We start from the raw sequence: 26,166 nt of genomic DNA, 5'->3' as shown, positions 1-26,166 counted from the left end.
AGGCCGCGCGCCTGGTGGAAGCCGTCAGCGTGTTCAAGCTCAGCCAGGGCGAGACGCGCCAGGTGATCGCCCAGGCCCAGGCCAGCGCGCGCACCGTGGTGGCGCCCAAGTCCGCAGCACCGAAGGCGGCAGCGCCAAAGGCTGCTCCCAAGCCTGAAGCCCCCAAGGCCGCCGCAGCGCCCGCCAAGCCCCAAGCCGTTTCCCCCCAGGCAGCCCGCCCCCAAGCCCCCAAGCCCCAGCCCGCCAAGGACGCAGCCGACGACGGCTGGGAAAAGTTCTGAGCGCCCCTCACCAGAAACTGGAGAAACACCATGGAAATGATCAATGAGGGCGCTATCGTGGCCCGCGAAGAAGCGGCCCGCAGCGCTGCGCTGACGGCAGCCGTTGGCGGCGAATACCTGACCTTCCGGCTCGGCGCCGAGGAGTACGGCATCGACATCCTGAAAGTGCAGGAAATCCGTTCTTACGAGCCGCCGACCCACATCGCCAATGCTCCCGGCTTCATCAAAGGCGTGGTCAACCTGCGCGGCGTGATCGTGCCCGTGATCGACCTGCGCATGGCCTTGGGCTGCGCCAGCGTCGAGTACAACGACTTCACCGTGGTCATCGTGCTGAACGTGCGCGGCCGCGTGGTCGGCGTGGTGGTGGATTCGGTGTCCGACGTGCTGGAACTGAGCCAGGACAACATCCGTCCCGCCCCCGACATGGTCGCCGCGATGGACGCCAGCGCCATCACCGGCATCGCCAGCGTGCAGGACCGCATGCTGATCCTGATGGACATCGAAGCCCTGTTGAGCGGCCCGTCCATGGGTCTGAGCAGCTTCAGCCACTGAACGAACGGAGCTTTACGCTCCAGCCATCAATTTGTGCACCAGGTCGGCCGTCGTGCTGGCCTTGTACTTGCGCATCAGGCGGGCGCGGTAGATCTCCACCGTGCGGTGGCTGATCACCAGGGTCTGCCCGATCTGCTTGGAGGTCATGCCGTCCAGCAAGCGGGCGGCCACCTCCCGTTCGCGCGCCGTCAGCTCCGCCTTGACCGGCCGCTGCGAACTCAGGTCCTCGAACGACCAGATGCCTGCCTCGTGCGGCGCGTCTCGGTTGAGCGCGCGACCCGTCACATGGCACCAGAACACCTCGCCGTTGGCCCGCTTCATCACGCGGTCGTCGGCGTAATGCCCCTTGGTATTGAGGATGGGCGACATGCGCGCGCCCAGCCGCTCGTACTCATCGGCGCTGGGATACAGGACCTGGAAGGACTGGCCGATCAGCAGCTCGCGGGCCGCGCCGAACATCTCGCACAGCTGCTGGTTGCAGTCCACAATGGCGCGGTTGCGCGACACGCACAGGCCCACGGGCGCGAGGTTGAAAGCCAGCCGGTAGTCGACGTCCATGGTGCAAACCTTTACGCGGAACTACGTAATGCGATAGGTAGTATCGTAAGGGCATCGCAGACGCCCGTGCCCGGGTTTTTCTTGAGGAGACAGCTCTCGTGAACAAAATCTTTCCCTCCGCCGCCCAGGCCATTGCCGGCGTGGTCCAGGACGGCCAGCTCCTGGCCGTCGGCGGTTTCGGCCTTTGCGGCATCCCGGAGGCCTTGATCGACGCCGTGCGCGATGCGGGCACCAAGAACCTCACCGTGATCTCCAACAACGCCGGCGTCGACGACTTCGGCCTGGGCAAGCTGCTGCAGACACGCCAGGTCAAGAAGATGATCTCCAGCTATGTGGGCGAGAACAAGGAGTTCGAGCGCCAGTACCTGGCCGGCGAACTGGAGCTGGAGTTCACGCCCCAGGGCACGCTGGCCGAAAAGCTGCGCGCCGGCGGCGCCGGCATCCCGGCCTTCTTCACCAAGACCGGTGTCGGCACCATCGTTGCCGAGGGCAAGGACCTGCGCGAGTTCGACGGCGAGACCTACGTGATGGAGCGCTCCCTGGTGCCCGACGTGGCCCTGGTCAAGGCCGCCATCGCCGACAAGTCGGGCAACCTGCGTTTCAACCTCACGGCGCGCAATTTCAACCCGGCCGCCGCCATGGCCGGCAAGATCTGCATCGTCGAAGTGGAAAAGATCGTCGAGGTCGGCGAGCTGGCGCCCGACGACATCCACCTGCCGGGCATCTATGTGCACCGCATCGTGCTCAACGCCACGCCCGAGAAGCGCATCGAAAAACGCACCATCACCGAGAAGACAGGAGCCTGACCATGCCTTGGACCCAAGACCAGATGGCCGCGCGCGCGGCACAAGAGCTGGAAGACGGCTTTTATGTCAACCTGGGCATCGGCATCCCGACCCTGGTGGCCAACTTCGTGCCGGCGGACAAGGAAGTCTGGCTGCAAAGCGAGAACGGCATGATGGGCATCGGCCCCTTTCCGACGGAAGACCAGGTCGATGCCGACCTGATCAACGCAGGCAAGCAGACCGTCACCACCATCAAGGGCTCGTCGATCTTCGGCAGCCACGAGAGTTTCGCCATGATCCGCGGCGGCAAGATCAACCTGTCCATCCTGGGCGCCATGCAAGTGAGCGAGCAGGGCGATCTGGCCAACTGGATGATCCCCGGCAAGATGGTCAAGGGCATGGGCGGCGCCATGGACCTGGTCGCTGGCGTCAAGCGCGTGATCGTGCTGATGGAGCACGTCGCGCGCAAGAAGGACGGCACGGAAGATCTGAAGATCCTGCCCCAGTGCACGCTGCCGCTGACCGGCAAGGCCGTGGTCGACCGCATCATCACCGACCTGGCCGTACTGGACGTCACGCCGCAGGGCCTGACGGTGGTGGAGATGGCGCCGGGGGTGACGCGTGAATTCCTGCAGTCCAAGACCGGCGTTCCGCTGCACTGAGCGGCTCATCGCGTGCAGAAAAACGGCGCCGTGAGGCGCCGTTTTGCTTTGTCAGACGCCGAAGAAGGACAGGATGAAGCCGACCACCACGACCAGACCGACGATGTAGATGATGAAGTTCATGGCCTTTCCTTAGCGCAGGCCGAAGAACGAGGCCACGGCCAGGACGACGACGACCAGGCCGACGATGTAGATGATGCTGTTCATGTTGCGCTCCTGTTGGGATGTTCCGCCGGGGTTCCGGCCGATGAGCAACTTTAGGAACAAGGGCGCTGCGGCCCTGTCGGACAGCAGCGGCCAGACAGCGTAGGAAAAGCGCGCCAGGCCGGGGCAGGGAAACGGCCGTTGTGGGGCGCAGACTGCCGCAGGCTGGGCCGGCGGCTGACAGCCATGCAGCCACTTGGCCTGCCCGCCGCGCAGCGCCGCCTGACCATGATCTGGCCATCACATCCGGCGCTGCCGGCAAGGGTCATCACCATGAAACTCAAACTCGCCCTCCTGTGCTCGCTGGGCCTGGCCGCCGGCCAGGCCATGGCCTGCTACACCGTCTACGACGCCGGCAACCAGGTGGTCTACAACGCCCAGACCCCGCCGGTGGACACCCGCCTGCCGCTGAGCCAGACGCTGCCGCGCGGCCACCACATGGTGTTCGACGACAGCAGCAGTTGCCCGCGTGTTCAGCCGACGGCGCAGATGGCTTTGCCACCGGCCAGCAAGCCTTCGCCCCTGCTGACCGACCAGCGCACGGCCCGCGCCATGAAGCTGCCTCACACCGTGCTGGCCAGCGGCGCCGTCCTGGTGCCGCAGCGCCCCGACAGCATGGGTTCCGGTGTGGTGGTGGTGGCAAGCACGCCTGCCCTTGTTGTGCCGGACACCAGCGTGATGGGCGCAGCCGCCGCGCCGGCCGCGGCGCGCCGCAACGAGGTGGTGATCACCGAACTGCACGATCCGCCGTTGACGGGCGTGCAGATGAACGGCCTGCGCGCGGCGCCGTTGCGCTGAACTGCGTCAGTTGGGCGGCTGCAGGCCCAGCAGGGCCGCCAGCGCGCCGGTCGACAGGCCGCCTTCATGGCTGACCAGTGCGCCGCTTTGCGCGTGGTTGGCCACGATGGTCGGGATCGAAGAGAAACCGAAGCGGTTGAACAGCTGGGTATTGGCTGCGACCACGGCGCGCTGCGCCTGCAGGTCGCCCACGGCCGTGATGCCGCCCTGCTTGGCGCTCAGGGACGCTTCGTGTGCGTCCATCGCCGTCGCCGGGTCGGGCGCCGCCAGCAGGGCCGCCCCCTGGGCTGTGCTGGCCTCGTTCATCACGCCCACGGGAATCCAGATGAAGCGCGCCTGCGATTTGAGCGGCTTGGCCGCCTGCCACAGCTGCGCGCAATGCGGGCACTGCGGGTCGAAGAACACGAAGACCCGGCGCACCGTCATCTCCGAGCCGACGGTGAAGCCCTTGGCCTCGGCCGAGACGGCGGCCACCGAGACCGGTGTGGCCGGGCCCTTGGCGGCGTCAGCGGGCGTGTCCTTGCAGGCGGCCAGCGCCAGGGTGCAGGCCGCCAGCGCGGCCATGAGAAGTCTGGAAGAGGTCATGGCGCAAGAATAAACCGGTTGGCCTGGTTAGCGAAAAGGTTTGCTCAGGAATGCCGAACCGCGCAGGCCGAAACGCCAGGGCTGGTCGACGGCGCGCGAGATGCCGATGCGCGGGCCCGCGATGACCGGCAAGTCCTGCGTGGCCGCCAGCACGCGCAAGGGCTTGCGGTCCAGCCGCGCACCGTTGAGCGCATGGGTGATGCCCAAGGCCTGGCCGAGCTTGCCCGGACCGGAGCACAGCAGGCGCAGGTCGTCCAGGCCGCGGCGCGCGCGCATCACATCGATGCCTGCTTGCGGTTCGATGGCGCGGATCAACACGCCGGCGCCGTGGCCAATTGCACCGCAGACGAAGTTCAGGCACCAGTGGATGCCGTAGGAGCGGTAGACATAGACGCGTCCCGGCGGGCCGAACATCACCGCGTTGCGCGGCGTCGGCCCGGAGAAGCTGTGCGAGGCCGGGTCTTCATGGTCGTAGGCTTCGGTCTCGACGATGGTCCCGCCCACGCCATCGACCAGCACGGTCGCGCCGATCAATGCCCGCGCTACCTCGTGCGCCGGCCCGTTGAAGTCAGGCCTCGACGGCCTGCTCGACGCCATCGTCTTCTTCGGCCAGGAAGCCGCCGCTCTGGTGCGCCCACAGGCGCGCGTACAGGCCGCCGCGCGCCAGCAGCTCGCGGTGCGAGCCTTCCTCGACGATGCGGCCCTGGTCCAGCACCACCAGCCGGTCCATGGCCGCGATGGTGGACAGGCGGTGGGCGATGGCGATCACCGTCTTGCCCTGCATCAGGCTGTTCAGGCTGGCCTGGATGGCCGCTTCCACTTCCGAGTCCAGCGCGCTGGTGGCTTCGTCGAGCAGCAGGATGGGCGCGTCCTTGAGCATGACGCGGGCGATGGCGATGCGCTGGCGCTGGCCCCCCGAGAGCTTGACGCCGCGCTCGCCCACATGGGCGTCGTAGCCCTTGCGGCCCTGCATGTCGCTCAGTCCACCGATGAAGTCCGCCGCCTCGGCGCGCCGCGCCGCGACGTGCAGGTCGGCCTCGCCGGCATCGGGCCGGCCATAGACGATGTTGTCGCGCACCGATCGGTGCAGCAGGGACGTGTCCTGCGTCACCATGCCGACGTGGCTGCGCAGGCTGTCCTGCGTCACATGGGCGATGTCCTGGCCGTCCACCAGGATGTGGCCGGTCTCCAGGTCGTGGAAGCGCAGCAGCAGGTTGACCAGGGTGGACTTGCCGGCGCCCGAGCGGCCGATCAGACCGATCTTCTCGCCCGGCTTGACGGCCAGGGAGAAGTCGTCGATCACCCGCTTGCCCGAGCCGTAGCTGAAGCCCACCTGCTCGAAGCGCACCTCGCCGCGCGGCACCTGCAGGGCCCGCGCATCCGGCGCGTCGACCACCGCGCGCTGGCGCGTCAACGTGCCTATGCCGTCCTGCACCGTGCCGATGTTCTCGAACAGCGAGGTCATCTCCCACATGATCCAGTGCGACATGCCGTTCAGGCGCAGCGACATGGCGGTGGCCGCCGCCACCGCGCCTATGCCCACCTGGCCGGTGGACCACAAGGCCAGCGCCAGCCAGGCCACGGCGACGATCAGCAGCATGCCCAGGGCGTGGTTGACGATCTCGAAGGCGCTCACATAGCGCATCTGGCTGTAGCCTATGGCCTTGAACTCCTCCATCGCGGCGCGGGCAAAGCCGGCCTCGCGCTGGGTGTGGGAGAACAGCTTGACGGTGTTGATGTTGGTGTACGCATCGGTGATGCGCCCCACCAGCATGGAGCGCGCGTCGGCCTGGCGCTTGCCGATGCGGCCCAGCCTGGGCACGAACCAGAAGCAACTGGCGCCGTACAACACCAGCCAGGCCAGGAAGGGCCAGGCCAGGCGCAGGTCGAAGGCGGCGGCCAGCACCACGATGGTGGCGAAGTACACGCCGATGCCCACCACCACGTCGGTGATGGTGAACAGCACGTCGCGCACGGCCAGCGCCGTCTGCATGACCTTGGTGGTGATGCGGCCGGCGAACTCGTCCGAGTAGAAGGCCATGCTCTGGCCCAGCATCAGGCGGTGGAAGTTCCAGCGCAGGCGCAGCGGGAAGTTGATGGCCAGGCTCTGGTGCTTGATGATGGTCTGCAGGGCGATCACCAGGGTGCTGCCTACCAGCAGGGCAGCCAGCACCAGCAGCGCCGTGCCATGCGTCTCCCACAGCCGTCCCGGTTCGACCTTGGCCAGCCGGTCGACCACCCCGCCCAGCAGGGCGAACAGGAAGGCCTCGAAGGCGGCGATCACGGCCGACAGCAGGGACAGCGCCACGATGTAGCGGCGCAGGCCCCGGGTGCAGGCGTTGATGAAGGCGAACAGGCCGCGCGGCGGCAGCGCCGGCTCGGCTTCGGGGTAGGGCGTGAGGAGTTGTTCGAAGGGGCGGAACAAGGCGGCTGGACTTTCGCTGAGGGTCAGAGGGGGGCGACCAGCACTTCGGCCGGAATGCCCAGGCCGCGGTGCAGCCGGCGGATCATGGACAGAGTGAGCGGGCGCTTGCGGCTGAGCACTTCATAGACGCGGTTGCTGCGGCCGATCATGGGCTCCAGGTCCTTGATGGCCAGGCCCGATTGCTCCATGCGGAATTTGATGGCATCGATGGGGTCGGGCAGGTTCAGCGCGAAATGCTTGGCCTCCCAGGCCTGGACCAGGGTCAGCAGCAACTCGAAGCGGTCTGCGTCTTCGCTGCCGGCCGCGGGCTCCTGGTCGACATAAGCCGAGGCTGCCTTCAGTGCCGCCTGGTAGTCGGCGTCGGTGCGGATGGGGCGGATGTCCATGGCATCAATCCATTTCAATGGTGGCGGCATCGATGGCGTCGTATTGCGCATGCGTGCCGACGAATTTCACATACACGGCTTCGAAGCGATAAGCCACGGCAACGACCAGCCGGTAATCGTTGCCCTTGATGTTGAAGACCACCCGGTTCTGCTCGAGAAAGCTGGCATGGGCGTAGCGGCGCTTGATGTCTTGCGGTGTCTTCCAGCTGGCCGTGCGTGCTTCCTGGGCCCAGGCGCTCAGGGCGGGACCGGCATCAGGATGCGCCAGGCTGAAATCACGCAGGGTCTTCAGGGCAATCACACGCATGAATTTTAGTCCCAAATTGGGACTGATGGCGAAGGGGCTTTCTGGTTGCGCACGGCCGGTTTACTGTATAAACAAACAGTTAATTCAATCCCCATGTCCACCGCCTCCCGCCTCTGCCTGGCCGCCATGCCGGCTTCGCTGTCCTCCCAGGTCTGGGGTGGGGCGGAACTTGGCGCGGCGCCGGAGCTTGTCCTGCCCTCGGGCTTTGCCGCGCTGGACGCGGCGCTGCCCGGCGGTGGCTGGCCGCTGGGCAGCCTGGTCGAGGTGCTGCAGGCCCAGCCCGAACAACATGTCTGGCAATTGCTGCTGCCGGCCCTGGCGCAGGCGGTGCAGGATGTGAAAGCCGGCCCCGTGGTGTTGGTGGGCGCGCCCCTGCAGCCCTTCGGCCCCAGCCTGGCGGCCCAGGGCCTGCCATCGCAGCGCCTGCTGTGTGTGCATGCGGACAAGCCCGCCGCGCGCCTGTGGGCCGCCGAGCAGGCCCTGCGTTGCGCCGAGGTGGCGGCCGTGCTGGCCTGGCTGCCACAGGCCCTGGGGCCGCAGCTGCGGCGCCTGCACCTTGCGGCCCAGCAGCAGGGGCGCTTGCTGGTGGTGGTGCGTGCTCTGGGCGCGGCAGCCGAGTCCTCGCCTGCGCGCTTGCGGCTGCGGCTGGACAGCGTGCAGGACCAGATGCGGGTGCACATCCTCAAACGCCGCGGGCCACCCCAGGAGGCAGCCGTGCTGCTGCCGGCGCGCGCGCAACGGCTGACCGCCTTGCTGGCCCCGCGCAAGCCGGGCGCCGCGGCGGCAGCCAGCTTTTCCCCACGCCAGACAGCGGACAGATCGCATGCACTGGATCGCACTCCTGCCCGCGTCTGAGGACGAGCGCGCAGCCTGGGGCTGGTGGGCGCTGCAGTTCACGCCGCGTGTCGCCCTGCTCGATGAAGCCATCGTGCTGGAGGTGCAGGCCAGCCAGGCCCTGTTTGGCGGCCGGCGCTCCTTGTCGTGCCGCATTTTTGAATCAAATACCGCGCTAGCCCCCGTCAAATGGGCCTCAGGCGCTACATCTTTGGTAGCGCTTGCCTTGCTGCGCCTGCAACTGCGCGGCGCCGCGCGGCCGCGCGCGGTGGGCGAGCTGCCGCTGGAGCTGCTGACGGCGGCGCTGCCGCATGTGGCCGTGCTGGAGCGCACCGGCTGCCGCAACTGGGGCCAGCTGCGCGCCCTGCCGCGCGCCGGGGTGGCCAGGCGTTTCGGCGCCGGCCTGCTCGATGCGCTGGATGCGGCTTTCGGCGAGCGGCCCGAAGGCCATGCCTGGCTCACGCTGCCCACGGTGTTCGATATGAATCTGGAGCTGCCGGCCCTGGCCACCAGCGCGCCCGAGCTGCTGTGGAGCGCCCAGCGCCTGTTGTCGCAGCTGCAGGTCTGGCTGGCGGTGCGCAACCAGGGCGTGCTGGCGCTGGAGTTCGAGTGGACGCTGGACCTGCGCCGGCACAACGGCGTGCAGCTGCCCAGCCACCAGCAACTGGTCATCCGCACGGCCCAGGCCACCCAAGACCTGGCGCATCTGCGCCGCCTGGCCAGCGAGCAGCTGCACCGCACCACGCTGGCCGCGCCGGCCAACCACCTGCGCCTGCGCTCGCTGGAGACATCGCCCTGGGCCGGCGCCAGCACCAGCTTGCTGCCCGAGGACAGGCGCAAGGGCGAGAAGCTGCACCAACTGGTGGAGCGGCTGTCGGCGCGGCTGGGGGAGGGCAGCGTCGTGGTGCCGGTGGCCTGCGAGGACCACCGGCCCGAGCGCAAGCAGCAGTGGCTGCCGGCGCGCCAGGCCCTGGCCACGGCCGCGCCCGATGCCGACGCGCTCTATCCGGCCTGGCTGCTGCCCCAGCCATTGCGGCTGCAGATGCAGGGCGACACGCCCTGCCATGGCGGGCCGCTGCACCGGCTGGCACGGCTGTACCGGGTGGAGGCCGCGTGGTGGGAGGCAAACGGCCCGGCGCTGCGCGACTACTTCATCGCGCGCAGCCCGCAGCATGGCCTGGTGTGGATCTACCGCGAGCGGCCCGGGCCCGGCCAGAGCCAGCCGCGCTGGTTCCTGCAAGGCCTGTATGCCTGAGATGCACGTCAAGCCCGGCCCGGTGCTGGACGAGGAGAGGGACTGGCCGCCCGTGCTGGGGCCGGGCCCCGACCTGCTGCCCGGCTATGCGGAACTGCATGCCTTGAGCAACTTCAGCTTCCAACGTGGCGCTTCCCATGCGCAGGAGCTGGTGCGCCGCGCCTACGATCTGGGCTACGCCGCGCTGGCCATCACCGACGAGTGTTCGGTGGCTGCTGTGGTGCGCGCCTGGTCGGGCTGGAAGGACTACCTCGCTCTGATCGAGCGCCTGGAAGAAGCGCGTCCGCAGGAAAAGCGCATGCGCGATTTCAAGCTGCTGTACGGCAGCGAGTTCCGCCTGGCCGACTGCCGCCTGGTCGCCATCGCCCACGACCTGCAAGGCTGGGGCGGCCTGTGCGAGTTCATCAGCGCGGCGCGCATGGATTCGCCCAAGGGGACGTACAGCGTGGGCTGGGACAGCAGCGACTTTGGCCAGCTCGATGGCTGCGAGATTCTGTATGCGCCTCACCGCGATACCGGTGTTGCTATGGATTCAGGAGCGATGGCACAAGCATTGACGGGGGTCAAGGCTCTGTTCGGTTCCAGATTGTGGCTGGCGGTGGAGTTGCTGCACGGCATCGACGACGACATCTGGCTGGCCACGCTGCGCGATGCCGGCGCGCTTGCCGGCGTGCCCCTGGTGGCCGCCGGCGATGTGCAGATGCATCTGCGCTCGCGCAAGCCCCTGCACGATGTGGTCACAGCCGTGCGCCTGGGCAAGCCGGTGGCCGATTGCGGGCTGGGCCTGCAAGGCAATGCCGAGCGCCATCTGCGCCAGCGCTCGCGGCTGGACAAGACCTACCCGCGCGAGCTGCTGGCCAACACGCTGGAGGTGGCGCGCCGCTGCAGCTTCGACCTGCAGGAGGTGCGCTACAACTACCCGGATGAGACCGTGCCCGAGGGCATGACGCCGGCCGAAGGGCTGCGCCAGCTCACGCTGCTGGGCGCGACCCAACGCTACCCCGGCGGCATCCCCGACAAGGTGATGGGCCTGCTCGAGAAAGAGCTGGCGCTCATCGCCGAGTGCAAGTACGAGATGTTCTTCCTCACGGTGCACGACATCGTCTGCTTCGCGCGCAGCCAGCACATCCTCTGCCAGGGCCGCGGCTCGGCCGCCAACTCGGTGGTCTGCTACTGCCTGGGCGTCACCGCCATGGACCCGATGGTGTCGGCGCCGCTGCTGGAGCGCTTCATCAGCGTGGACCGCAGGAACGAGCCACCCGACATCGACGTGGACTTCGAGCACGAGCGGCGCGAGGAAGTGATCCAGTACGTCTACACCAAGTACGGCCGGCACCGTGCCGCCATCGCGGCCGTGGTGATCTGCTACCGCACGCGCAGCGCCATCCGCGATGTGGGCAAGGCGCTGGGCGTGGCGCCGGCCCTGGTCGACGATTTCGCCAGGGAGCACTTCTGGTTCGACGATGCGCTGGCGGCGCAGCGCCTGTGCGAACTGGCGCAGGGCCTCGGTGTGGAGCTTGACGCGCACAAGGCGGCGCTCTGGCTGCAACTGAGCGAAGAGCTGATGGGTTTTCCGCGCCACCTCAGCCAGCACGTGGGCGGCTTCGTTCTGACCAAGACGCGCCTGACCAGCCTGGTGCCGGTGGAGAACGCTGCGATGAAGGACAGATCCATCATCCAGTGGGACAAGGACGACCTGGACGAACTGGGCCTGATGAAGGTCGATGTGCTGGCCCTGGGCATGCTCACCGCCATCCGGCGCTGCCTGGATCTGGTCGGCCAGCGCCGCGGCGCGCCGTTCAGCATCTACGACATCGAACCGGAAGACGAAGCAACCTACGAGATGATCCGCAAGGCCGACACGGTGGGCGTGTTCCAGATCGAAAGCCGGGCCCAGATGTCCATGCTGCCGCGCCTGCGGCCGGAAAAGTTCTACGACCTGGTGGTGGAGGTGGCCATCGTGCGGCCGGGGCCGATCTCCGGCGGCATGGTCCATCCCTACCTGCAGGCGCGCAAGCTCAAGGAGATCCGCTACGAACGCTCGGCCTACGAGAGCCAGACCGGCCCCGCCCGCCTGGAAAAAGCGCTCAAGCGCACCCTGGGCATCCCCATCTTCCAGGAGCAGGTGATGGAGATCTCCATGATCGCTGCCGGCTTCAGCGCCGGCCAGGCCGACCAGCTGCGCCGCGCGATGGCGGCCTGGAAGCGCAAGGGCGGGGTGGAGAAGTTCGAACGCAGGCTCGTCGGCGGCATGCTGGTCAATGGCTACAGCGAAGACTTTGCCCGCCGCATCTTCGAGCAGGTCAAGGGCTTCGGCGAGTACGGCTTCCCCGAAAGCCACGCCTACAGCTTCGCCCTGCTGGCCTACAGCAGCAGCTGGCTCAAATGCCACGAGCCCGAGTGCTTCCTGGCCGCCATGCTCAACTCCCAGCCCATGGGGTTTTACACCCCATCGCAGCTGATCCAGGACGCAGTGCGCCATGGCGTGCTGGTGCTGCCGCCGGACGTGTCGCACAGCGACTGGGACTGCACACTGGAACATCCATTTCAATCGGAGTCAGATTCCAATTCTTCGCGGCCCTCTTCACGTCCTTCTGTGCGCCTGGGCCTGTGCCTGGTGGGCAGCCTGGGCGAGGCTGTGGGCCTGCGCATCGAGCAGGCCCGTGCGCAGAGAGCTTTCCGCAACACCGAAGACCTGGCCTTGCGTGCTGCGCTCGACATGAAGAACCTGGACGCCCTGGCCGCCGGCGATGCCCTGCAATCGCTGGCCGGCCACCGCCGCCAGCAGGTCTGGGAGGCGCGGGCCCAGCACCGCGCGCCGGCCCTTCTGCAGGGCGCGCCCGTGAACGAAGAGGCACTGCTGCTGCCGCAAGCGCTGGAAGGCGAGGAGATCGTCTTCGACTACGCCTCCCTGGGCCTGACGCTGCGCAGCCATCCCCTGGCCTTGTTGCGGGAGAGGCTGGCGCGCCGGCAGTTTCTCAACGCCGACCAGCTCAACGCGCTGCCGCACGGGCGGCGCGTCGCCGCCTGCGGCATCGTCACCGTGCGCCAGCAGCCGCAGACCGCCAAGGGCACGATCTTTGTCACCCTGGAGGACGAGACCGGCGCGGTCAACGTCATCGTCTGGAAAAGCGTGCGCGAGGCCCAGCGCGAACCCCTGCTGCGTGCCCGCCTGCTGGCCGTCTGGGGCCAGTGGCAGCGCGACGAGGACAGCGGCGGCCAGGTCCGCCACCTAGTGGCCGAGCGGCTGCAGGACCTCACCCCCTTGCTGGGCCGCCTGGGCCAGCAAAGCAGCAAGAGCCGGGATTTCCATTGATCTTCCTGATCGCCGCCTTTCCCGGTATTGATGCCTGCCATGGCATCGATGATTTCCGGCGCCTGTGCCTTTACCCGCCTGGTTGCCGCTGGCAGAGCCGCAGTGTCGAGCGCTTCCACTTGACGTTGGCTGAGTTGCACATCGATGAGAGCCGCTTGCCGCAAGTGCAAGCTATCTTGGAGGGCCTGCGCATGCCGCTGTCCGATTGCCTGATCCGCATTCCCAAAAAGGCGGGCCCGGTTCACGAACTGAAGGTACGCGTGCCACCCGCCTTCCGCCGGTTCCGTGACCAGATGCACGCGGAGTTGACCGAGGCCGGATTTCAGGTGCTGGGTGGCAAGCGGCCGCACCTTACGCTGTCGTATCACTTCGTCGCGCACACGCCGGGGGCCACCATGCGGGATATCGCCTGGGTCGTCGATGGCTTGCGTTTGGTCTGGTCGCAGCGCGAGCCGGAATTCCCCCGTGCAAAGCACGTGATCCGGGGCGAATACCCGGCCGTGGAACCCGCGCAGGCCCGTCTGTTCGCTTGATCCCGGCCTTGTCCGACACCGCCATAGGCAGCCGCTGGCTATACCTGGGCCATGCTTGAAAAATTACCCGAAGCCCTTGGCCATGCGCTGCGGCATCGCCGCGCTGGCCTGGACAAGCTGGCTGTCCAGCACAGCGGCCTGCGCAGTGGCATGGCCGCCATGCAGCTGACCAGCCTGGCCTTTGCCGACCACGCACCCATCCCTGCGCGCTACACCGCCGATGGCGAAGGCATCTCGCCGCCGCTGGCCTGGACCGGCGTGCCGGCCAATGCCGCCTCGTTGCTGCTGATCGTCGAGGACGCGGATGCGCCCACGCCCCAGCCCCTGGTCCACGCCATCGTGGTCGATCTCCCGCCGGGCGACGGAGCGCTGGCCGAGGGCGCGCTGCACAGCGCGGGCCATACGGGCCAGGACATGCACGAGGGCCGCAACTCCTACCTCATGGCCGGCTGGCTGGCGCCCGACCCGCCGCCCGGCCACGGCGAGCACCGCTATGCCTTCCAGCTGTTTGCCCTGGGCGCCGGACCGGCTTTCAGCGGCACGCCGGGGCGCGATGCCGTGCTGGAGGCGGTGCGCGAGCGCGGCCTGGCCAGCGGCCTGCTGGTGGGCACCTATGCCAGGCCGGATGGCAGTGTGGGCGAGGGCGCGTTCAAGCCAGCCACTGCGGCAGGCCCTGCACCAGCAGGCTGAACGCCATGCCTTGCAGCGTGACGAAGTGGAACTGCAAGGCCGTGTTGTCCAGCGTGGCGCGGCCGCGTGGCGTCAGCAGGCCGCACCAGGAGCGCGCCAGCAGATAGGCGCCCATCAGCAGCGCCACCACGGCTTGCAGGCCCTGCAAGGCCAGCAGGGCGGCGACCGTCGCGCTCCAGGCGTTGGCACGCGGCGCCAGGCCCGCTTGCAGATGGCTGGACAGGTCCAGCGTGAATGCGGCCGCCACGCAGGCCATGGCCAGCAGCACGGCAAGACGTAGCGCGCGCTGCCGTGTGGCGAGCCGGCCCGGTGCCCACAGCAGCAGCACCGAACCCGCCGCCATCAGCCCGCAAGACAGCCAGGGCCAGAGCGCGCGCGGTAGGGCCGCGCCGGCCGGCGGGCAGACATCCAGTGCCATTGCCACGTGCAAATGGGCAAAGGCCAGCGAGGCGAAGATGCTGGCGTTCACGCACAGCAGCACCACCATCGCCCACCAGGAATGCGAGCGCACGCCGATGGCACCCACCGGCAGGTCGACGCCGTCGCCCACCCGCGCCCATTCCGCCGCCGGCGGCCGGTCCGAGCCCCAGAGCCAGCCGGCGATGGCCGCCACCGAGATGGCGCCGAAGGCGAAGGCCGCTGCAACCCAGCCGACGGTGAGCAGCAGGAAAAAGCCGGCTGTGCCCGCTGCCGCGGTCAATGGCAGCCAGCCGTCACCGGGCAGCAGCAACAGATGGCGCGGCTGCGCATCGAGCGGACTGGTGACAAGTGTCTCGCGGCCGCCGAACACCGTGCCCGGCAACCAGTGCCGGCCTTCTTCAACCTCCTGCTGCAGACCGGCCTGCTCCCAGAGCGGTTCGCGCGAGCTGATCTGCGGAATGCTGCGCACCTGGTAGTCCCTGGCCGGCAGCCACTCCAGCGTGGGCGCGTCCCAGGGATTGCCGTGGTCCTGTTCGCTCTTGCGCAGCGTGCGCCAGGCGTCGAAGAAGCACAGCAGCACGCCGGCGGCGAAGACAAAGGCGCCGATGGTCGACAGCATGTTCAGCAGGTTCAGGCCCAGGCCGTCGCCATAGGTCGCGACCCGGCGCGGCATGCCCAGCAGACCGCTGATGTGCATGGGAAAGAAGGCCAGGTTGAAGCCACCGAACATCAGGCCGAAGACCCAGCGCGCCAGCTTTTCATCGAGCCGGTGCCCGTTGAACACCGGTGCCCAGTGGTACAGGCCGGCGAAGATGGGAAAGACCATGCCGCCGATCAGCACGTAGTGCAGGTGGGCAACGATGAAGTAGCTGTCGTGCACCTGCCAGTCGAAGGGCAGGACCGCCACCATCACGCCGGTCAGGCCGCCCAGCACGAAGATGGCGTGAAAGCCCAGCAGGAACAGCGTGGGCGCGTTCAGCCGGACCCGGCCCTTCCAGAAGGTGGCGATCCAGGCAAAGACCTGCACGCCGCTGGGGATGGCGACCGCGAAGCTGGCCACCGAAGCCAGCTGCATCGCCCAGCCCGACAGGCCGGCGGTGAACATGTGGTGGATCCATAGCAGGAAGCTGATGGCACCCACGCCCACCAGCGCCCAGACGATGGCGCTGTGCCCGACCAGCGGCGTGCGGGCCTGGGCCGGCACCATCATCGAGACCATGCCGGCGGCCGGCAGGAAGATGATGTAGACCTCCGGGTGGCCGAAGAACCAGAACAGGTGCTGCCACAGCACCGGGTCGCCGCCGCGCGCGGCAATGAAGAAGGGCCAGTCGAAGGCCCGCTCCAGCTCCAGCAGCAAGGTGCCGGCAATGATGGCCGGGAAGGCAAAGACGATCATGAAGGCGCTGACCAGCATGGCCCAGGCAAACACCGGCATGCGCGCCAGCGTCATGCCCGGCGCGCGGGTGAACAGGATGCCGATGATCAGCTCGATGGCGCCGGCGATGGCCGAGATCTCGATGAAGCCGATGCCGAGCAGCCACCAGTCGGCGCCGATGCCCGGCGAATGCTGCTTGCCGGTCAGCGGCGGGTACATGAACCAGCCACCGTCGGGCGAGGCGCCGAAGAAGATGGTGCAGAAAAAAGCGATGCCGCCGATGGCATAGGCCCAGAAGGCATAGGCCGACAGGCGCGGGAAGGGCAGGTCGCGCGCGCCCAGCATGCCGGGCAGCAGGTACACGGCCACCGCCTCGACGATGGGCACGGCGAACAGGAACATCATCACCGTGCCGTGCATGGTGAACAACTGGTTGTAGGTGGCTGCGCTGACCAGGGTGTTGCCCGGCACGGCCAGCTGGGTGCGCATGACCAGGGCCAGCACGCCGGCCAGAATGAAGAACAGCAGGGCGGTGGCGATGTAGAAGACGCCGATGTGGCTGTTGTTGACGGCGCTCAGGCGGCGCCAGCCGTCCGGCGCCTTCCATGCGCGCTCCAGCGCCTGCAGTTCACCGGCTGGCCGCGGCAGGCTGTTGGGAGGCTGGCCGTCCCTCATTGCAAACTCCCCAGCCAGTGCGCCAGCGCATCGAGTGACGCGGCGTCCAGCCTGTCGTAAGAAGGCATGCGTGCCCCGTGTTTGATGTCCTGCACGTGGGCAATCCACTGCGCCAGCGCCTGCGGCGAATTGGCCAGCGTGCCGGCACCGATCTGCAGCCGGCTGCCCACGTGCGTCAGGTCCGGCCCCAGCTGCGCATCGCCGGTGATGCCGCGCACCGTGTGGCAGGCATCGCAGCGCTTGGCCAGGAAGACCTGCTGCCCGCGCTGCTGCAGCGGCGTCACCGCCTGCGGCGCCGGCAGCAACTGGGCCTGGCGCCACGACTCGAAGTCCGCCGGCGGCAGGGCCACCACCTGCAGCGCCATGCGGGCGTGCTGCTCGCCGCAGAACTCCGCGCACTGGCCGCGGTAGATGCCGGGGCGGTCGGCCTCCAGCAGCAGATGCTGCATGCGGCCGGGCACCATGTCGATCTTGCCGGCCAGCTGCGGCACCCAGAAGCTGTGGATCACGTCATCGGCCGCCAGAGCCAGCCAGACCGGCCGGCCCACAGGGATGCGGACCTCGTTGGCGGCCAGGAATTCGCCGTGCGCACCCTCGGCCGCATAGCGCAGCTCCCACCACCACATGCGGCCGGTGACCGTGATGTGCAGGGCGCCCGGCGGCGGCGCCTGGCGGGCCACCGGCGCCAGCGGCAGAGCCCAGAAGAACAGGGCGCTGAGCACGACCGCCGGAAACAGCACGCCGCCGCCCAGCACCCACACCAGCGGCTGCATCCGGCCCCTGCGCTGCCGCAGCGCCAGCGCCAGCAGCACCATCACAAAAAGGAAGATGAGCGCGCCGCCGCCCAACAGCAGCCAGCCCAGATCGGCGATGCGCCCGGCCACCGGGCCGGCCGCCTGCAGGATGCCGCCGCTCACAGCATCGCCCTCATTGCAGATGCAGCAGGTAGGCCGCCATGGCCTGGGCATCGGCGGGCGCCACGCCCATGGCGGGCATCAGCGTGCCGGGCACCAGGGCCTGGGGCTGGACGATCCATTGGGCCAACAAGTCCGGGCGGTTGGCCAGGCGGCCGGCGATGTAGCTGCGCCGGCCGAAGCCCGCCAGTGAGGATGTGACCTGGCCGCCGGCCGAGGCCACGCCGGGGATGGCATGGCAGCTACCGCACTGGTACTGCGCCAGCAGCTGCTGGCCGCGCTGCAGCACGGCGCGTGGCGCTGGCGGTGTTTCGGTTTCCTTCTCGCCCAGGCCGCAAGCGGCCAGCAGGGCCGGGACGATCCACAGGGCAAAGGACGGCCGGAGCATGGCGCATTCTGGACGGCCCACAAGGCGCCACGTGTAGGCCAGAATGCCGAGAGATGCGCAAGCCCTCGACCCTGCTGACCATTGCCCTCACGCTGGCTGCCGTCGCCGGCACCGGCCTCCTGGTGGCGCTGGCCCTGGTCTACGGCGGGCTGTACAACGTGGCCTCCACGCGCGAGCACCTGCAGCCCACCTTCAGCGTGCTGGAGACGGCGATGCGCCAGTCGGTGCGGCTGCGTGCGCGCGCCATCGTGGTGCCGCCGCTGCACGACGAGGCCATGGTGCTGCGCGGCGCGGCCTGCTTTCGCGACAAGTGCGTGCAATGCCATGGCGCGCCCGGCGTGGCGCAGAACGACATCGGCAAGAGCATGCAGCCGCTGCCCGGCCCGCTGGTCGATGCGCGCAAGTACTTCCAGCCGCGCGAGCTGTACTGGGTGACGCGCCACGGCATCAAGATGAGTGGCATGCCGGCCTGGGAATTTCGCCTGACCGAGGACGAGCTGTGGTCCGTCGTGGCCTTCATGCAGCGCCTGCCCGACCTGAACGCGCCGCAGTACGCCACCCTGGTGCAGCGCGCGCCGCCGGCGCCGGCCTGCGGGCGTGAATTGCTGCAGACGGAAGCACCCGCCGCGGTGGACCTGGAGCGCGGCCGCCAGGCCCTTTACCAGTACGCCTGCAATGCCTGCCACGTCATCCCCGGCGTGACGGGCTCGAGCCCGCACGTGGGACCGCCCCTGAAGGGCATCGCCGGCCGCAGCCTGATCGCTGGCAGCCTGCCCAACACGCAGGAGAACATGGCGCGCTGGCTGCGCGACACCCAGGCCCTCAAGCCCGGCACCGCCATGCCGCAACTGGGTGTGACCGAGCGCGATGCGAAAGACATCGCGGCCTACCTGGCGACCCTACGCTGAGACAGTTGCCTTGGTTTGGGTCGGATGATTTCGGCCACTAGCCCCCGACCAGTGGTCCTGGGATGCTACGAAATCAGGAGCGCTGGGGGTGAGCGAAGGAAATCGAAAGCTGGGGGCTGGAGCGGCTGGCGAGAATCGAACTCGCATCTTCAGTATGGGAAACTGAGGTCCTGCCATTGAACGACAGCCGCATCTGCGCTGGCGAGTTTACTGTAACCAGCTCTTTGAGCCGTCCGGGCTTGCTACGCGATCAAGTGGCCGGTCGAGATGATGCCAACCGCTCCCGTCAACTGGACGAAGAAGTCGGTGTCATCGAACTGGCCCACGGGCCGTTTCAGGCAACCGGTGGTGGCTGTCTCCGGGAGCGCAATGCGCGGCCTGCCGCCTGGTCAGTCCAGGGGAGCCGCCATGGCGGTGCAGATTTCTCCGTCGCTGTTCGCGGAGTTCCCGATCGCTGCTTACGCGATGGTGCTGCTGGCGCCCGCGGTGATGGTTGTCAGCGTTGTCACGCCGGTCAACTGGATGATCATGTCATCGCCATCGCCTGACGCGTTGCCTGCGAAGTACACGTAGCTGTTGCCGCCATCGACAAAGAACGCCAGCGAGTTCGCGTCGTCCAGTTCGAAGTCGGACTGGATCGCCGCGATCTTCAGCGCCAGCGTGTTGTCTGCTGCCGCAAATGCGACCAGGCCGCCGGCCGACTGCTGGACGCAGATTCCCGCGATCAGCGCGGTCGCGTCGGCAGCACGCAGGACGGCCGTGGTCGAGAAGTTCAGGATGTCGGAGCCGGCGGCAAAGTCCGTGATCACGTCCATCGAGGTGCCGACCACAGAGCCGTTGTTGCTGAACCTGAAGGTGTCGGCGCCTGTACCACCCGTCATGGTGTCCGCACCCAGGCCGCCTTCGATGGCATCGGCCAGCGAGGAGCCTGTGAGCGTGTCGTTGCCGCTGCCTGCAATGAGAGTCTCTGCGGCTGTGGCTGTGCCGGCGGAGATGACGAACGCTTCTGCCTGCCCCGTCAGGTCCAGCGTCATCGACGTGGAACCGGACACCGTGATTGTCTCGACACCCGTCAGGCCGCCGTCGGTGCTGATGACCACAGCGTTGCCCTGAACGTTGGTCGCAGTGAACAAGCCGGCCGTGCCGCCGTTGATCAGGACCAGGGTGTCATCCGTCCCGCCGCCGCCGCTGACGGTGTCAGACCCGTAGAAGCCAAAGATGGTGTCGTTGCCGGCTGCGCCGGTGATGCTGTCAGCCAGCGTGGTGCCGGCGATCTTGCTGCCGCCGGAGGCGGCCGTGACCGTGAAGCCGAGACCTATGTCAGGCACAAGCCCGGACAGGTCCAGGTTCTCGAAGCCGCTCTGGATGACGCCTTCAAGTCCGTTGTTGATCAGTGCAAACTGGTCGCCCGCGGCATTCAGGTCGATGACGTTCTGGGTGACCGAGCCCGTGGTCATGGTGCCGACGATGACCAGTGTGTCGTTGCCGCCGGCTGCCACGATGGTGTCGCGCGCAACAGTCTGGCCAGCCTCGCCCATGGTGATGATGTCGTCACCGGCGCCGGTGGTGATGTTGTCGGCCAGCTTCGTTCCCACCACCTTGAATGCCGTGGTGGTCGCCGGGTTGGTGGCGACGGTGGTGGTCAGAAAGACGGTTGCTGCCGATGCGTCGATGACCTCGAAGTTGGTGATGGCACCCGTTGTTGCGGTCAGGTCGATGCTCAGAGCGCCGCCGGCGATGACCAGCGTGTCCGTGCCGAGGCCACCATTGACAATGTCTTGCGCGATCGTGTAGTTGATCCTGTCGTCGCCCGCCCCGCCGTCGATCGTGTCGGCGCCCGCGCCACCGTTGACAGTGTCATTGCCCGCGCCGGCGTTGATGGTGTCCGCATCGGCGGTCCCGGTGAAATTGTCCGCCAGGCCGGTCAGGGTAACGTTCGATGCTGTCGTGGCCTTGTTGGTGTACAGGGCCTTGATGGCCGAGCTGGCGGTGCCTGCCTGGCCGGCCGTGACGCGGCTCAGGTCAAACGCGGCGGCCCCCGCCAGGTCGATGGCCAGCACCACGTCCCCCACGTCTGTCGTTGCGCCGTGGCCGACAGCGACCGTGCCCAGAGCCGTGGCTTCCACTGATAGCGTGGAGAAATCGGCGATGCGAATCTCTTCAATGGACGTCAGCGTGACGCCCACCAGGGATTGGCCACTGGCGCTGATGCTCAAGACGTCGGTACCGCCACCACCGTTGAGGATGTCGCCCGTGCTCAGGGTCGCGGACCCTGCCAGGAACAGATCGCCAGCCCCGGCGCCGGTGAATGTGTCCGCGCCGGTGGTCAAGCTGAATGTCTGGCTGCTTTCCGCTGGGGTGTCGGCAACCGGGGCAGCCGTCGCCATCGTCACAATCGTTGAAATCACCGTCCCCACGGATGCTGTGGCAGCTTTCAGGGTGTCGGCTGAGTCGGTCACTGTCGCCAGCCATGCCTTGGCAGCGGCGGTTGCAGCACTGCTGGAATAGGCGTTGATTTCAGCGCCGCTGTCCAGGCTCTGGGTGAACAGCGCTGCCGCGGCGAGCCTGTTTGCGACGACCAGCTTGTCCGCGTTCTGGGCGCCGGACATGATGGCCAGAACGATGTTGCCGATGTCGAGGGTCCGGTTGTCGAGGAGCTTGCCCCAGTAATCAAGCCCTGCTGGTTCAGCGGAGCGGCCGAACAGGTTCAGATAGATGGCGTCGACGATCTGGGCACTGGACTTGCCCGCATACAGGCTTTTGTACTCTGGCGATGTGCTGAACGCGTTGACCACTGCGGCCACGCTGCCGCCGTTGCTGGTGATCTGTGCTTCCCAATAGGTCAGGCCCGTTGGGTCAGCCGGGCGGCTGAAGTAGGCGACGTAGAGCTTCTGAACCTCGGACGTGAAAAACCCCATGGCAGTTACTCCACTCTTGGATGAAAGGACGAACGGTAGGTAAAGGCTATCACGGTGAATACGCCCGATTTGACGGCGAAATGCCAAATAAACACGGGATGTACGAATAGATTTGTTTTAAGGCGGGTGACATCGCCGGCCTCGCAGTAGGACGCCTCCTATGCCTGTTCCGCAACATCCCATGCCTGAAGCGCCAAACACCGAGGCCTTCTCGCGTCTTTTGACTAGGCCGCAAAGCTGCCACGCCGCCATGCTCCAGCCATGGCCCCAACCTTCAGGAGAAGTGTCATGCTCGAAACGTCTATGCCTTCCTGCCAGCTGCGCTTCCGCTCGCTATTTGCCAGCGGACGCGGCTTTGCCTTCCCTTGCGACCCGGCCGGCCAGGTGGACCTGGACCGCATGAGCGAGCAGGCCCGCAACAACTACTTCTATGCCCGCGCCATGGTCGGACGCGAACTGGCCGTGCCGGCGGTTGAAGCCTTGCACTGAGCCCAGCGGCATGGCCCGCTTCACGTCTCTTCTGGCGCCACTGCTGGCGCTGGCCCTGGCTGGTCCGGCTGCCGCCCAGCCAGCGTCGGGCGGAGCCTTGCCGCCTGTGACCATCTCGGCCCAGGCCAACCGCGATCCGGTGGAAAAGTCCTACCGCAAGATGCTGCGCGGCATGGAGCTGTTCGAGCGGCGCAGCCCGCAGCTGGCACCCGGCGCCACACTGCGCTTCAAGCTGCTGCCGCGCCGGCGCTCCACCGACATGTCGCGCATCGAACTGGATGTGATCGGCTCGCAGACCGAGTTCTCCGTGCCCGTCGCGCCCGACCATAGCTTCACCCTGGCGCGCAATGCCAAGGCGCTGGCGGAGAATGCCCAGGTCACGCCCAACCGCGCATCGGGCAGCATGACCTGGCGCACCGAGATCCGTACGCCGGGCCTGCCACCGGGCACGCGGCGCCTGGGCGACCTGCGGCTGGAATGCGAGGTGGGCATGGAAGCCGGCCTGGTCTCCAACAGCCGCACCATCGTCGGCCAGCTGGCCAATCTGCTGACCGACACGCCGGCCTACTGCCGGCGCGAGGACCAGCTCTATCTGTTTTTTGCCGAGCGGCCGATCTTTGCTGTGACGCTGGTGGCCGGCGCGCGGCGCGAGGTGCTGGCCATCGACAGGCTCTATGCCGCGGCCAGCGACGATGCCTGGCTGGCGGCTGACCTGCCGTATTGCGACTGCGAGGTTTTGCTGGACCGCACTTACTTCCTGCCGCTGGCCGATGCCCGCTGGCCCGACGACACCCTGGTGCAGTTCGAATTCATGGAGGACGCGCCGTGAGGGCAGGGCCTTGCGCTGTCCTCGCTGCGGCCATGGTGCTGGCCGGCTGCGCCATGCCGGGTGGCTGGTTCGCGCCGGACGACAGGGTGCCGGCTTTCCGCGACGCGGCGCTGACGACCCAGGCCGCGGCACAACGCATCACCCTGGGCCAAAGCAGCAAGGCCGATGTGGCGGCCGCCCTGGGGCCGGCCCAGACCATCGTCTTTGACAGCGGCTACGAGGTCTGGGTCTGGCGGGTGCCGGAGCCAGCGACGGCGCAGGCCAAGACCGAGTTCGTCGTGCTGTTCGCGCCCTCGGGCCTGGCTACCAGGATGAGGGTGCGGCCACCGCCAGCGACCCCGCCCAGGTAGGCCTGGGCTTCACTGCTTCAGGCAGACGTAACTGCCGTCGGCATAGGCCTTGTAGTTGCCTTCATTGCCGAAGCTCATCTGGCCGAAGCAGGCGCCCCAGCGGAAATTGCCGTTGGGCTTGACCGCCTTGGAGTCGACCCGGCTGATCTCGTCCGGCTTGGAGTTGTAGCTATGGGTGAAGTAGTTGCTGTCGTTGCCGCACTTCAGGGTGGAATACGCCAGATCGCCGCAATACAGGATGAAGATGGGCTTGCCGCAATTGTTGGTGAGGGTGACCTTGTCCTTGCCGGTGACCGTGTCGACGCCGCGGCTCATGGCCACGCAGCCGGAGGCGTTGGCGCCGCCGCTGCCTGCAGGGGGCGTGGAGGGCGGCGCCGTGGGCGTGCTGGGCGCCCGCGGCGTGGGCTGGGCGGGTGCCGGCGGCGGGCTCAAGGTGTTGCAGGTCGGGTCGGTGGACTTGATGCTGCCGTTGATGATGCAGCGGTTGTCCGGCGCTGGCGTGACCACGGTGGCGAAGCCATAGTCGCGCGCGTCCCAGCTGCCGACCTTGATCCATTCCTGGCTGGGGTCCAGTTCGAGCGAGCGCTGCACATAGGCCTCGAACGTGCCGTGCGCATACAAGGTGTTGTTGTCGACCCGCACCACGGTCTTGTCCTTGAAGGAGTCGACCGCCGTGCAGGAGCCTGTCACCGGGTGCTGGGCGGCGTGGAAGCCGCTGCCGGGGTAGCACACCCGCAGCTTCACCGTCTCGCCCAGCTCGTTGAGCAGTTCGGCCTTGAACGAGGGCATGTAGGTCTTGTAGACGTAGGAATACTGGCCGGTCCCGAACACCACGTTCTCCAGCACGACCGAGCCGTTCAGCGCCGGCGGCGCTGCTCCGCACGCCTGCTTTGTTATTTCGGACCACGCTGCCGTGCCGTTGACCATCGCGCCCGGCCGCAGGACGTCGTCCCGAGTGATATTGGCTTGATAGTACTTCCCGTTGTACGAAACCACCGCGCCGGCCTGGTAGTACTGCTGTACCCAGGGTAAACAGGGGTAGAGGGCGGGCGTGACGCAGATGTTGTTTTGCAGGACCTTCGGGGCAGTGCACCTGGGCACGGAGGGCGCCGTGGGCGGCAGGACGACACAGGCACCGTTCTGCAAGACCTTGGGCGCCGTGCAGGTCACGACCACCGGCACGCAGATGCCGTTCTGCAGCACGGTGTTGCCGGTGCAGGTGGGCGGGGGGATGTAGCACGAGCCGTTGACCAGGGTGGCGGGCGCCACGCAGGAGGTCACGCGCGCCACGCAGACGCCGTCACGCAGCACCTCGCTGGAAGAGCAGGTGGGCGCCTGGGTGCTGGGCGCGGCGCAATTGCCGTTGATGATCACCTTGGGCGCCACGCAGGTGGGCGCCGCCGGCGCGACGGGGCGCGGCACAGGCGTGAGCGGGGTGAAGACGATGCCGTTGGCGATCGCGGCGCCGACGGTAGCCTGATTCTCGGGCGACTCGGAGAAACCAATCAGCACGTCGCGCCTTGCCGTGCCCGTTCCCAGGCGGTTGACATGGTAGGCCAGGCCGTCGGCGTCGGGCGCGCGGTGCAGCACGTTCTGGTACAGCTGGCTGACGAACCTGCTGTTGTCCAGGCTGCCGTAGCGGCTGGCGAACTCGGGGCTGTTGATGAAATTCTGCGAGACCAGGGCCAGCGGCAGGCCGGAGTCCTCGATGGCGGCGATCTGATAGCCCAGGCCGCCCTGGTCGGGCTTGCGGTCGAACGCAGCCTGGTACAGGCGGTAGACCTGGGCGGCGTTGCCGCTGTCGTCCAGCGCCACCGAGGCATCGCTGAAATGCAGGCGCTCGCCGGCGTTGAAGGTCTGCACCGCGCCGGTGGCGTTGGTCGTGAGCCTGTAGCTGCTGCGGGACCGGCTGATGGTGTAGTCGGCCTGCGCACCCGCCAGCACGGTGCCTGTGATGAGGTTGGCCGACAGCACGATGTCGTCGATCACGAAGGAGGAGATTTCACTTTCGTCGGTGATGGCGCTAAAGCGCAGGTCGACGAAGCGGCCCCTGTAGGCGCTCAGGTCGAAGGCTTCGCTTTGCACCCAGCCGTCGGTCTTGTCCAGATTGGAGTACAGCTTGATGTTGGCCAGGGTTTCGCCGGTGTTGGCGTCGTGCAGGCTGACCAGCATGCCGTCGTACATGCCCTGCAGGGTCTCGGCGGTGACGATGCGGTACCAGAACCGCAGCGTCACGCTGGCTGCGGACTCGGGCAGGCTGATGTTCTGGTTGATGCGGTCAAAGCCGTTGTTGTAGCCGCCAAGCCACGCATAGGAAGTCCCGGCGTGGGCATTGCTGTCGGTATAGAGCACCCGGTCGGTGGTGACCCAGGCATCCGTGCCGCGCTCGAAGTCGCCATTGGGCAGCAGGTTGCCCGAGTTGAGCATGGGCCCTTCGCCGGCCGCGGGGGAGCGCGCGGTGGTGAGCTTGGCATTGCCTTCGGGCTTGGTCCACTGCGCTGCAGGCTGTGCGGCGGCGGATGGGGCTGATTGCGGGGCTTCGGAGGGGGATTCGGCCCCGCCACAGGCGGTCAGGACCAGGGAGGCTGCCAGGACGGCCAGCGCAACTGCTTTGTTCATTGTGATCTGCCCGGCAAAGGGAGAAAAAGGCGTGACGAATTCTAAAGTATTGAAATTCGTGTCGCCGCCAGTCAATCCCCCGTTTATGGGATGGGCCGGTACGGCGGGGC

General features: G+C 67.5%; 25 protein-coding genes, 1 tRNA gene and 1 pseudogene. 14 read left to right on the top strand and 13 right to left on the bottom strand.

Going from position 1 to position 26,166, the window contains the following annotated elements; genetic code table 11:
• Positions 1–281, top strand: a pseudogene (locus Q0632_RS08720) (methyl-accepting chemotaxis protein); the annotation flags it as partial.
• Positions 282–311: 30 nt separating this feature from the next.
• Positions 312–833: a chemotaxis protein CheW gene (locus Q0632_RS08715; RefSeq protein WP_298927393.1), complete on the top strand. Its 522-nt coding sequence runs from the start codon at positions 312–314 to the stop codon at positions 831–833.
• Positions 834–845: 12 nt separating this feature from the next.
• Here the strand turns inward: Q0632_RS08715 and Q0632_RS08710 are convergent, their stop codons facing one another.
• Positions 846–1,391 carry a PAS and helix-turn-helix domain-containing protein gene (locus Q0632_RS08710; protein ID WP_298927390.1) on the bottom strand — a complete coding sequence of 182 codons (546 nt, stop codon included), beginning with the start codon at positions 1,389–1,391 and terminating at the stop codon, positions 846–848.
• Between the two features lie 98 nt (positions 1,392–1,489).
• Here Q0632_RS08710 and Q0632_RS08705 point away from each other — a divergent pair, with 98 nt between their 5' ends.
• A complete protein-coding gene (locus tag Q0632_RS08705; protein ID WP_298927387.1) occupies positions 1,490–2,197 on the top strand; it encodes a CoA transferase subunit A in 708 nt (235 codons plus the stop codon).
• Positions 2,198–2,199: 2 nt separating this feature from the next.
• Positions 2,200–2,838 carry a CoA transferase subunit B gene (locus Q0632_RS08700; RefSeq protein ID WP_298927384.1) on the top strand — a complete coding sequence of 213 codons (639 nt, stop codon included), beginning with the start codon at positions 2,200–2,202 and terminating at the stop codon, positions 2,836–2,838.
• 132 nt (positions 2,839–2,970) lie between these two features.
• Here the strand turns inward: Q0632_RS08700 and Q0632_RS08695 are convergent, their stop codons facing one another.
• Positions 2,971–3,093, bottom strand: a complete 123-nt coding sequence (locus Q0632_RS08695; protein ID WP_298927381.1) for a hypothetical protein — start codon at positions 3,091–3,093, stop codon at positions 2,971–2,973.
• Between the two features lie 222 nt (positions 3,094–3,315).
• Between Q0632_RS08695 and Q0632_RS08690 the strand changes: the two genes are divergently transcribed.
• Positions 3,316–3,840 (top strand): hypothetical protein, encoded by a 525-nt coding sequence (locus tag Q0632_RS08690; RefSeq protein ID WP_298927377.1) that lies wholly within the window; start codon positions 3,316–3,318, stop codon positions 3,838–3,840.
• 6 nt (positions 3,841–3,846) lie between these two features.
• Here the strand turns inward: Q0632_RS08690 and Q0632_RS08685 are convergent, their stop codons facing one another.
• The 5 genes from Q0632_RS08685 to Q0632_RS08665 are packed head-to-tail and all read right to left on the bottom strand — an operon-like array spanning position 3,847 to position 7,543.
• A complete protein-coding gene (locus Q0632_RS08685) occupies positions 3,847–4,425 on the bottom strand; it encodes a thioredoxin domain-containing protein (RefSeq protein WP_298927375.1) in 579 nt (192 codons plus the stop codon).
• 27 nt (positions 4,426–4,452) lie between these two features.
• Entirely contained in the window at positions 4,453–5,022 is a 570-nt protein-coding gene (locus tag Q0632_RS08680) for a DNA-3-methyladenine glycosylase (RefSeq protein ID WP_298927372.1), read from the bottom strand.
• Positions 4,994–6,850, bottom strand: coding sequence for an ABC transporter ATP-binding protein (locus Q0632_RS08675; protein ID WP_298927369.1), 1,857 nt, complete (start codon positions 6,848–6,850; stop codon positions 4,994–4,996). Before Q0632_RS08675 ends, Q0632_RS08680 begins: the two co-directional genes overlap by 29 nt.
• Positions 6,851–6,873: 23 nt before the next feature.
• Positions 6,874–7,236, bottom strand: a complete 363-nt coding sequence (locus tag Q0632_RS08670; protein WP_298927366.1) for a transcriptional regulator — start codon at positions 7,234–7,236, stop codon at positions 6,874–6,876.
• Positions 7,237–7,240: 4 nt separating this feature from the next.
• Complete coding sequence (locus Q0632_RS08665; protein WP_298927363.1) at positions 7,241–7,543, bottom strand: type II toxin-antitoxin system HigB family toxin; 303 nt, start codon at positions 7,541–7,543, stop codon at positions 7,241–7,243.
• Positions 7,544–7,636: 93 nt separating this feature from the next.
• On the opposite strand from Q0632_RS08665, the gene imuA reads away from it, so the two are divergent.
• The 5 genes from imuA to Q0632_RS08640 are packed head-to-tail and all read left to right on the top strand — an operon-like array spanning position 7,637 to position 14,171.
• Positions 7,637–8,398, top strand: coding sequence for a translesion DNA synthesis-associated protein ImuA (imuA, locus tag Q0632_RS08660; protein WP_298927360.1), 762 nt, complete (start codon positions 7,637–7,639; stop codon positions 8,396–8,398).
• The gene (locus Q0632_RS08655) at positions 8,367–9,632 is read left to right on the top strand and encodes a DNA polymerase Y family protein (RefSeq protein WP_298927357.1); all 1,266 of its coding nucleotides are present in this window, start codon (positions 8,367–8,369) and stop codon (positions 9,630–9,632) included. The genes imuA and Q0632_RS08655 overlap by 32 nt, the downstream gene beginning before the upstream one ends.
• Before the next feature lies 1 nt (position 9,633).
• On the top strand, positions 9,634–12,948 hold the full coding sequence (locus Q0632_RS08650; RefSeq protein WP_298927399.1) for an error-prone DNA polymerase: 3,315 nt from the start codon (positions 9,634–9,636) through the stop codon (positions 12,946–12,948).
• Positions 12,945–13,481 carry a hypothetical protein gene (locus tag Q0632_RS08645; protein ID WP_298927349.1) on the top strand — a complete coding sequence of 179 codons (537 nt, stop codon included), beginning with the start codon at positions 12,945–12,947 and terminating at the stop codon, positions 13,479–13,481. The genes Q0632_RS08650 and Q0632_RS08645 overlap by 4 nt, the downstream gene beginning before the upstream one ends.
• A 51-nt stretch (positions 13,482–13,532) precedes the next feature.
• The gene (locus Q0632_RS08640) at positions 13,533–14,171 is read left to right on the top strand and encodes a YbhB/YbcL family Raf kinase inhibitor-like protein (protein ID WP_298927347.1); all 639 of its coding nucleotides are present in this window, start codon (positions 13,533–13,535) and stop codon (positions 14,169–14,171) included.
• On the opposite strand, the gene Q0632_RS08635 is transcribed toward Q0632_RS08640, so the two are convergent.
• The 3 genes from Q0632_RS08635 to Q0632_RS08625 are packed head-to-tail and all read right to left on the bottom strand — an operon-like array spanning position 14,131 to position 17,943.
• On the bottom strand, positions 14,131–16,641 hold the full coding sequence (locus tag Q0632_RS08635) for a cbb3-type cytochrome c oxidase subunit I (RefSeq protein ID WP_298927344.1): 2,511 nt from the start codon (positions 16,639–16,641) through the stop codon (positions 14,131–14,133). The genes Q0632_RS08640 and Q0632_RS08635 overlap by 41 nt on opposite strands.
• Positions 16,638–17,558 carry a c-type cytochrome gene (locus Q0632_RS08630; RefSeq protein ID WP_298927341.1) on the bottom strand — a complete coding sequence of 307 codons (921 nt, stop codon included), beginning with the start codon at positions 17,556–17,558 and terminating at the stop codon, positions 16,638–16,640. The genes Q0632_RS08635 and Q0632_RS08630 overlap by 4 nt, the downstream gene beginning before the upstream one ends.
• Positions 17,559–17,568: 10 nt before the next feature.
• Entirely contained in the window at positions 17,569–17,943 is a 375-nt protein-coding gene (locus Q0632_RS08625; RefSeq protein WP_298927338.1) for a c-type cytochrome, read from the bottom strand.
• A gap of 53 nt (positions 17,944–17,996) precedes the next feature.
• Between Q0632_RS08625 and Q0632_RS08620 the strand changes: the two genes are divergently transcribed.
• Positions 17,997–18,851 (top strand): c-type cytochrome, encoded by an 855-nt coding sequence (locus Q0632_RS08620; RefSeq protein WP_298927335.1) that lies wholly within the window; start codon positions 17,997–17,999, stop codon positions 18,849–18,851.
• Between the two features lie 117 nt (positions 18,852–18,968).
• Here the strand turns inward: Q0632_RS08620 and Q0632_RS08615 are convergent.
• Together Q0632_RS08615 and Q0632_RS08610 are read right to left on the bottom strand one after the other, a co-directional pair.
• Positions 18,969–19,042, bottom strand: a tRNA-Gly gene (locus Q0632_RS08615).
• Between the two features lie 267 nt (positions 19,043–19,309).
• Positions 19,310–21,769 (bottom strand): DUF4214 domain-containing protein, encoded by a 2,460-nt coding sequence (locus Q0632_RS08610; RefSeq protein WP_298927332.1) that lies wholly within the window; start codon positions 21,767–21,769, stop codon positions 19,310–19,312.
• A 288-nt stretch (positions 21,770–22,057) separates the two neighbouring features.
• Here Q0632_RS08610 and Q0632_RS08605 point away from each other — a divergent pair, with 288 nt between their 5' ends.
• The 3 genes from Q0632_RS08605 to Q0632_RS08595 are packed head-to-tail and all read left to right on the top strand — an operon-like array spanning position 22,058 to position 23,437.
• Complete coding sequence (locus Q0632_RS08605) at positions 22,058–22,258, top strand: hypothetical protein (RefSeq protein WP_298927329.1); 201 nt, start codon at positions 22,058–22,060, stop codon at positions 22,256–22,258.
• 10 nt (positions 22,259–22,268) lie between these two features.
• Positions 22,269–23,087 carry a hypothetical protein gene (locus Q0632_RS08600; protein ID WP_298927326.1) on the top strand — a complete coding sequence of 273 codons (819 nt, stop codon included), beginning with the start codon at positions 22,269–22,271 and terminating at the stop codon, positions 23,085–23,087.
• Positions 23,084–23,437, top strand: a complete 354-nt coding sequence (locus Q0632_RS08595) for a hypothetical protein (RefSeq protein ID WP_298927323.1) — start codon at positions 23,084–23,086, stop codon at positions 23,435–23,437. Before Q0632_RS08600 ends, Q0632_RS08595 begins: the two co-directional genes overlap by 4 nt.
• Positions 23,438–23,446: 9 nt before the next feature.
• On the opposite strand, the gene Q0632_RS08590 is transcribed toward Q0632_RS08595, so the two are convergent.
• Positions 23,447–26,056, bottom strand: a complete 2,610-nt coding sequence (locus Q0632_RS08590) for a DUF4214 domain-containing protein (protein ID WP_298927320.1) — start codon at positions 26,054–26,056, stop codon at positions 23,447–23,449.
• Positions 26,057–26,166: the final 110 nt, after the last annotated feature.

The organism is uncultured Ramlibacter sp., assembly GCF_936925435.1.
Taxonomy (GTDB): Bacteria; Pseudomonadota; Gammaproteobacteria; order Burkholderiales; family Burkholderiaceae_C; genus Ramlibacter.
Note: the sequence above shows the minus strand (reverse complement) of the source record. Positions and strands in the feature narration are given on the sequence as shown.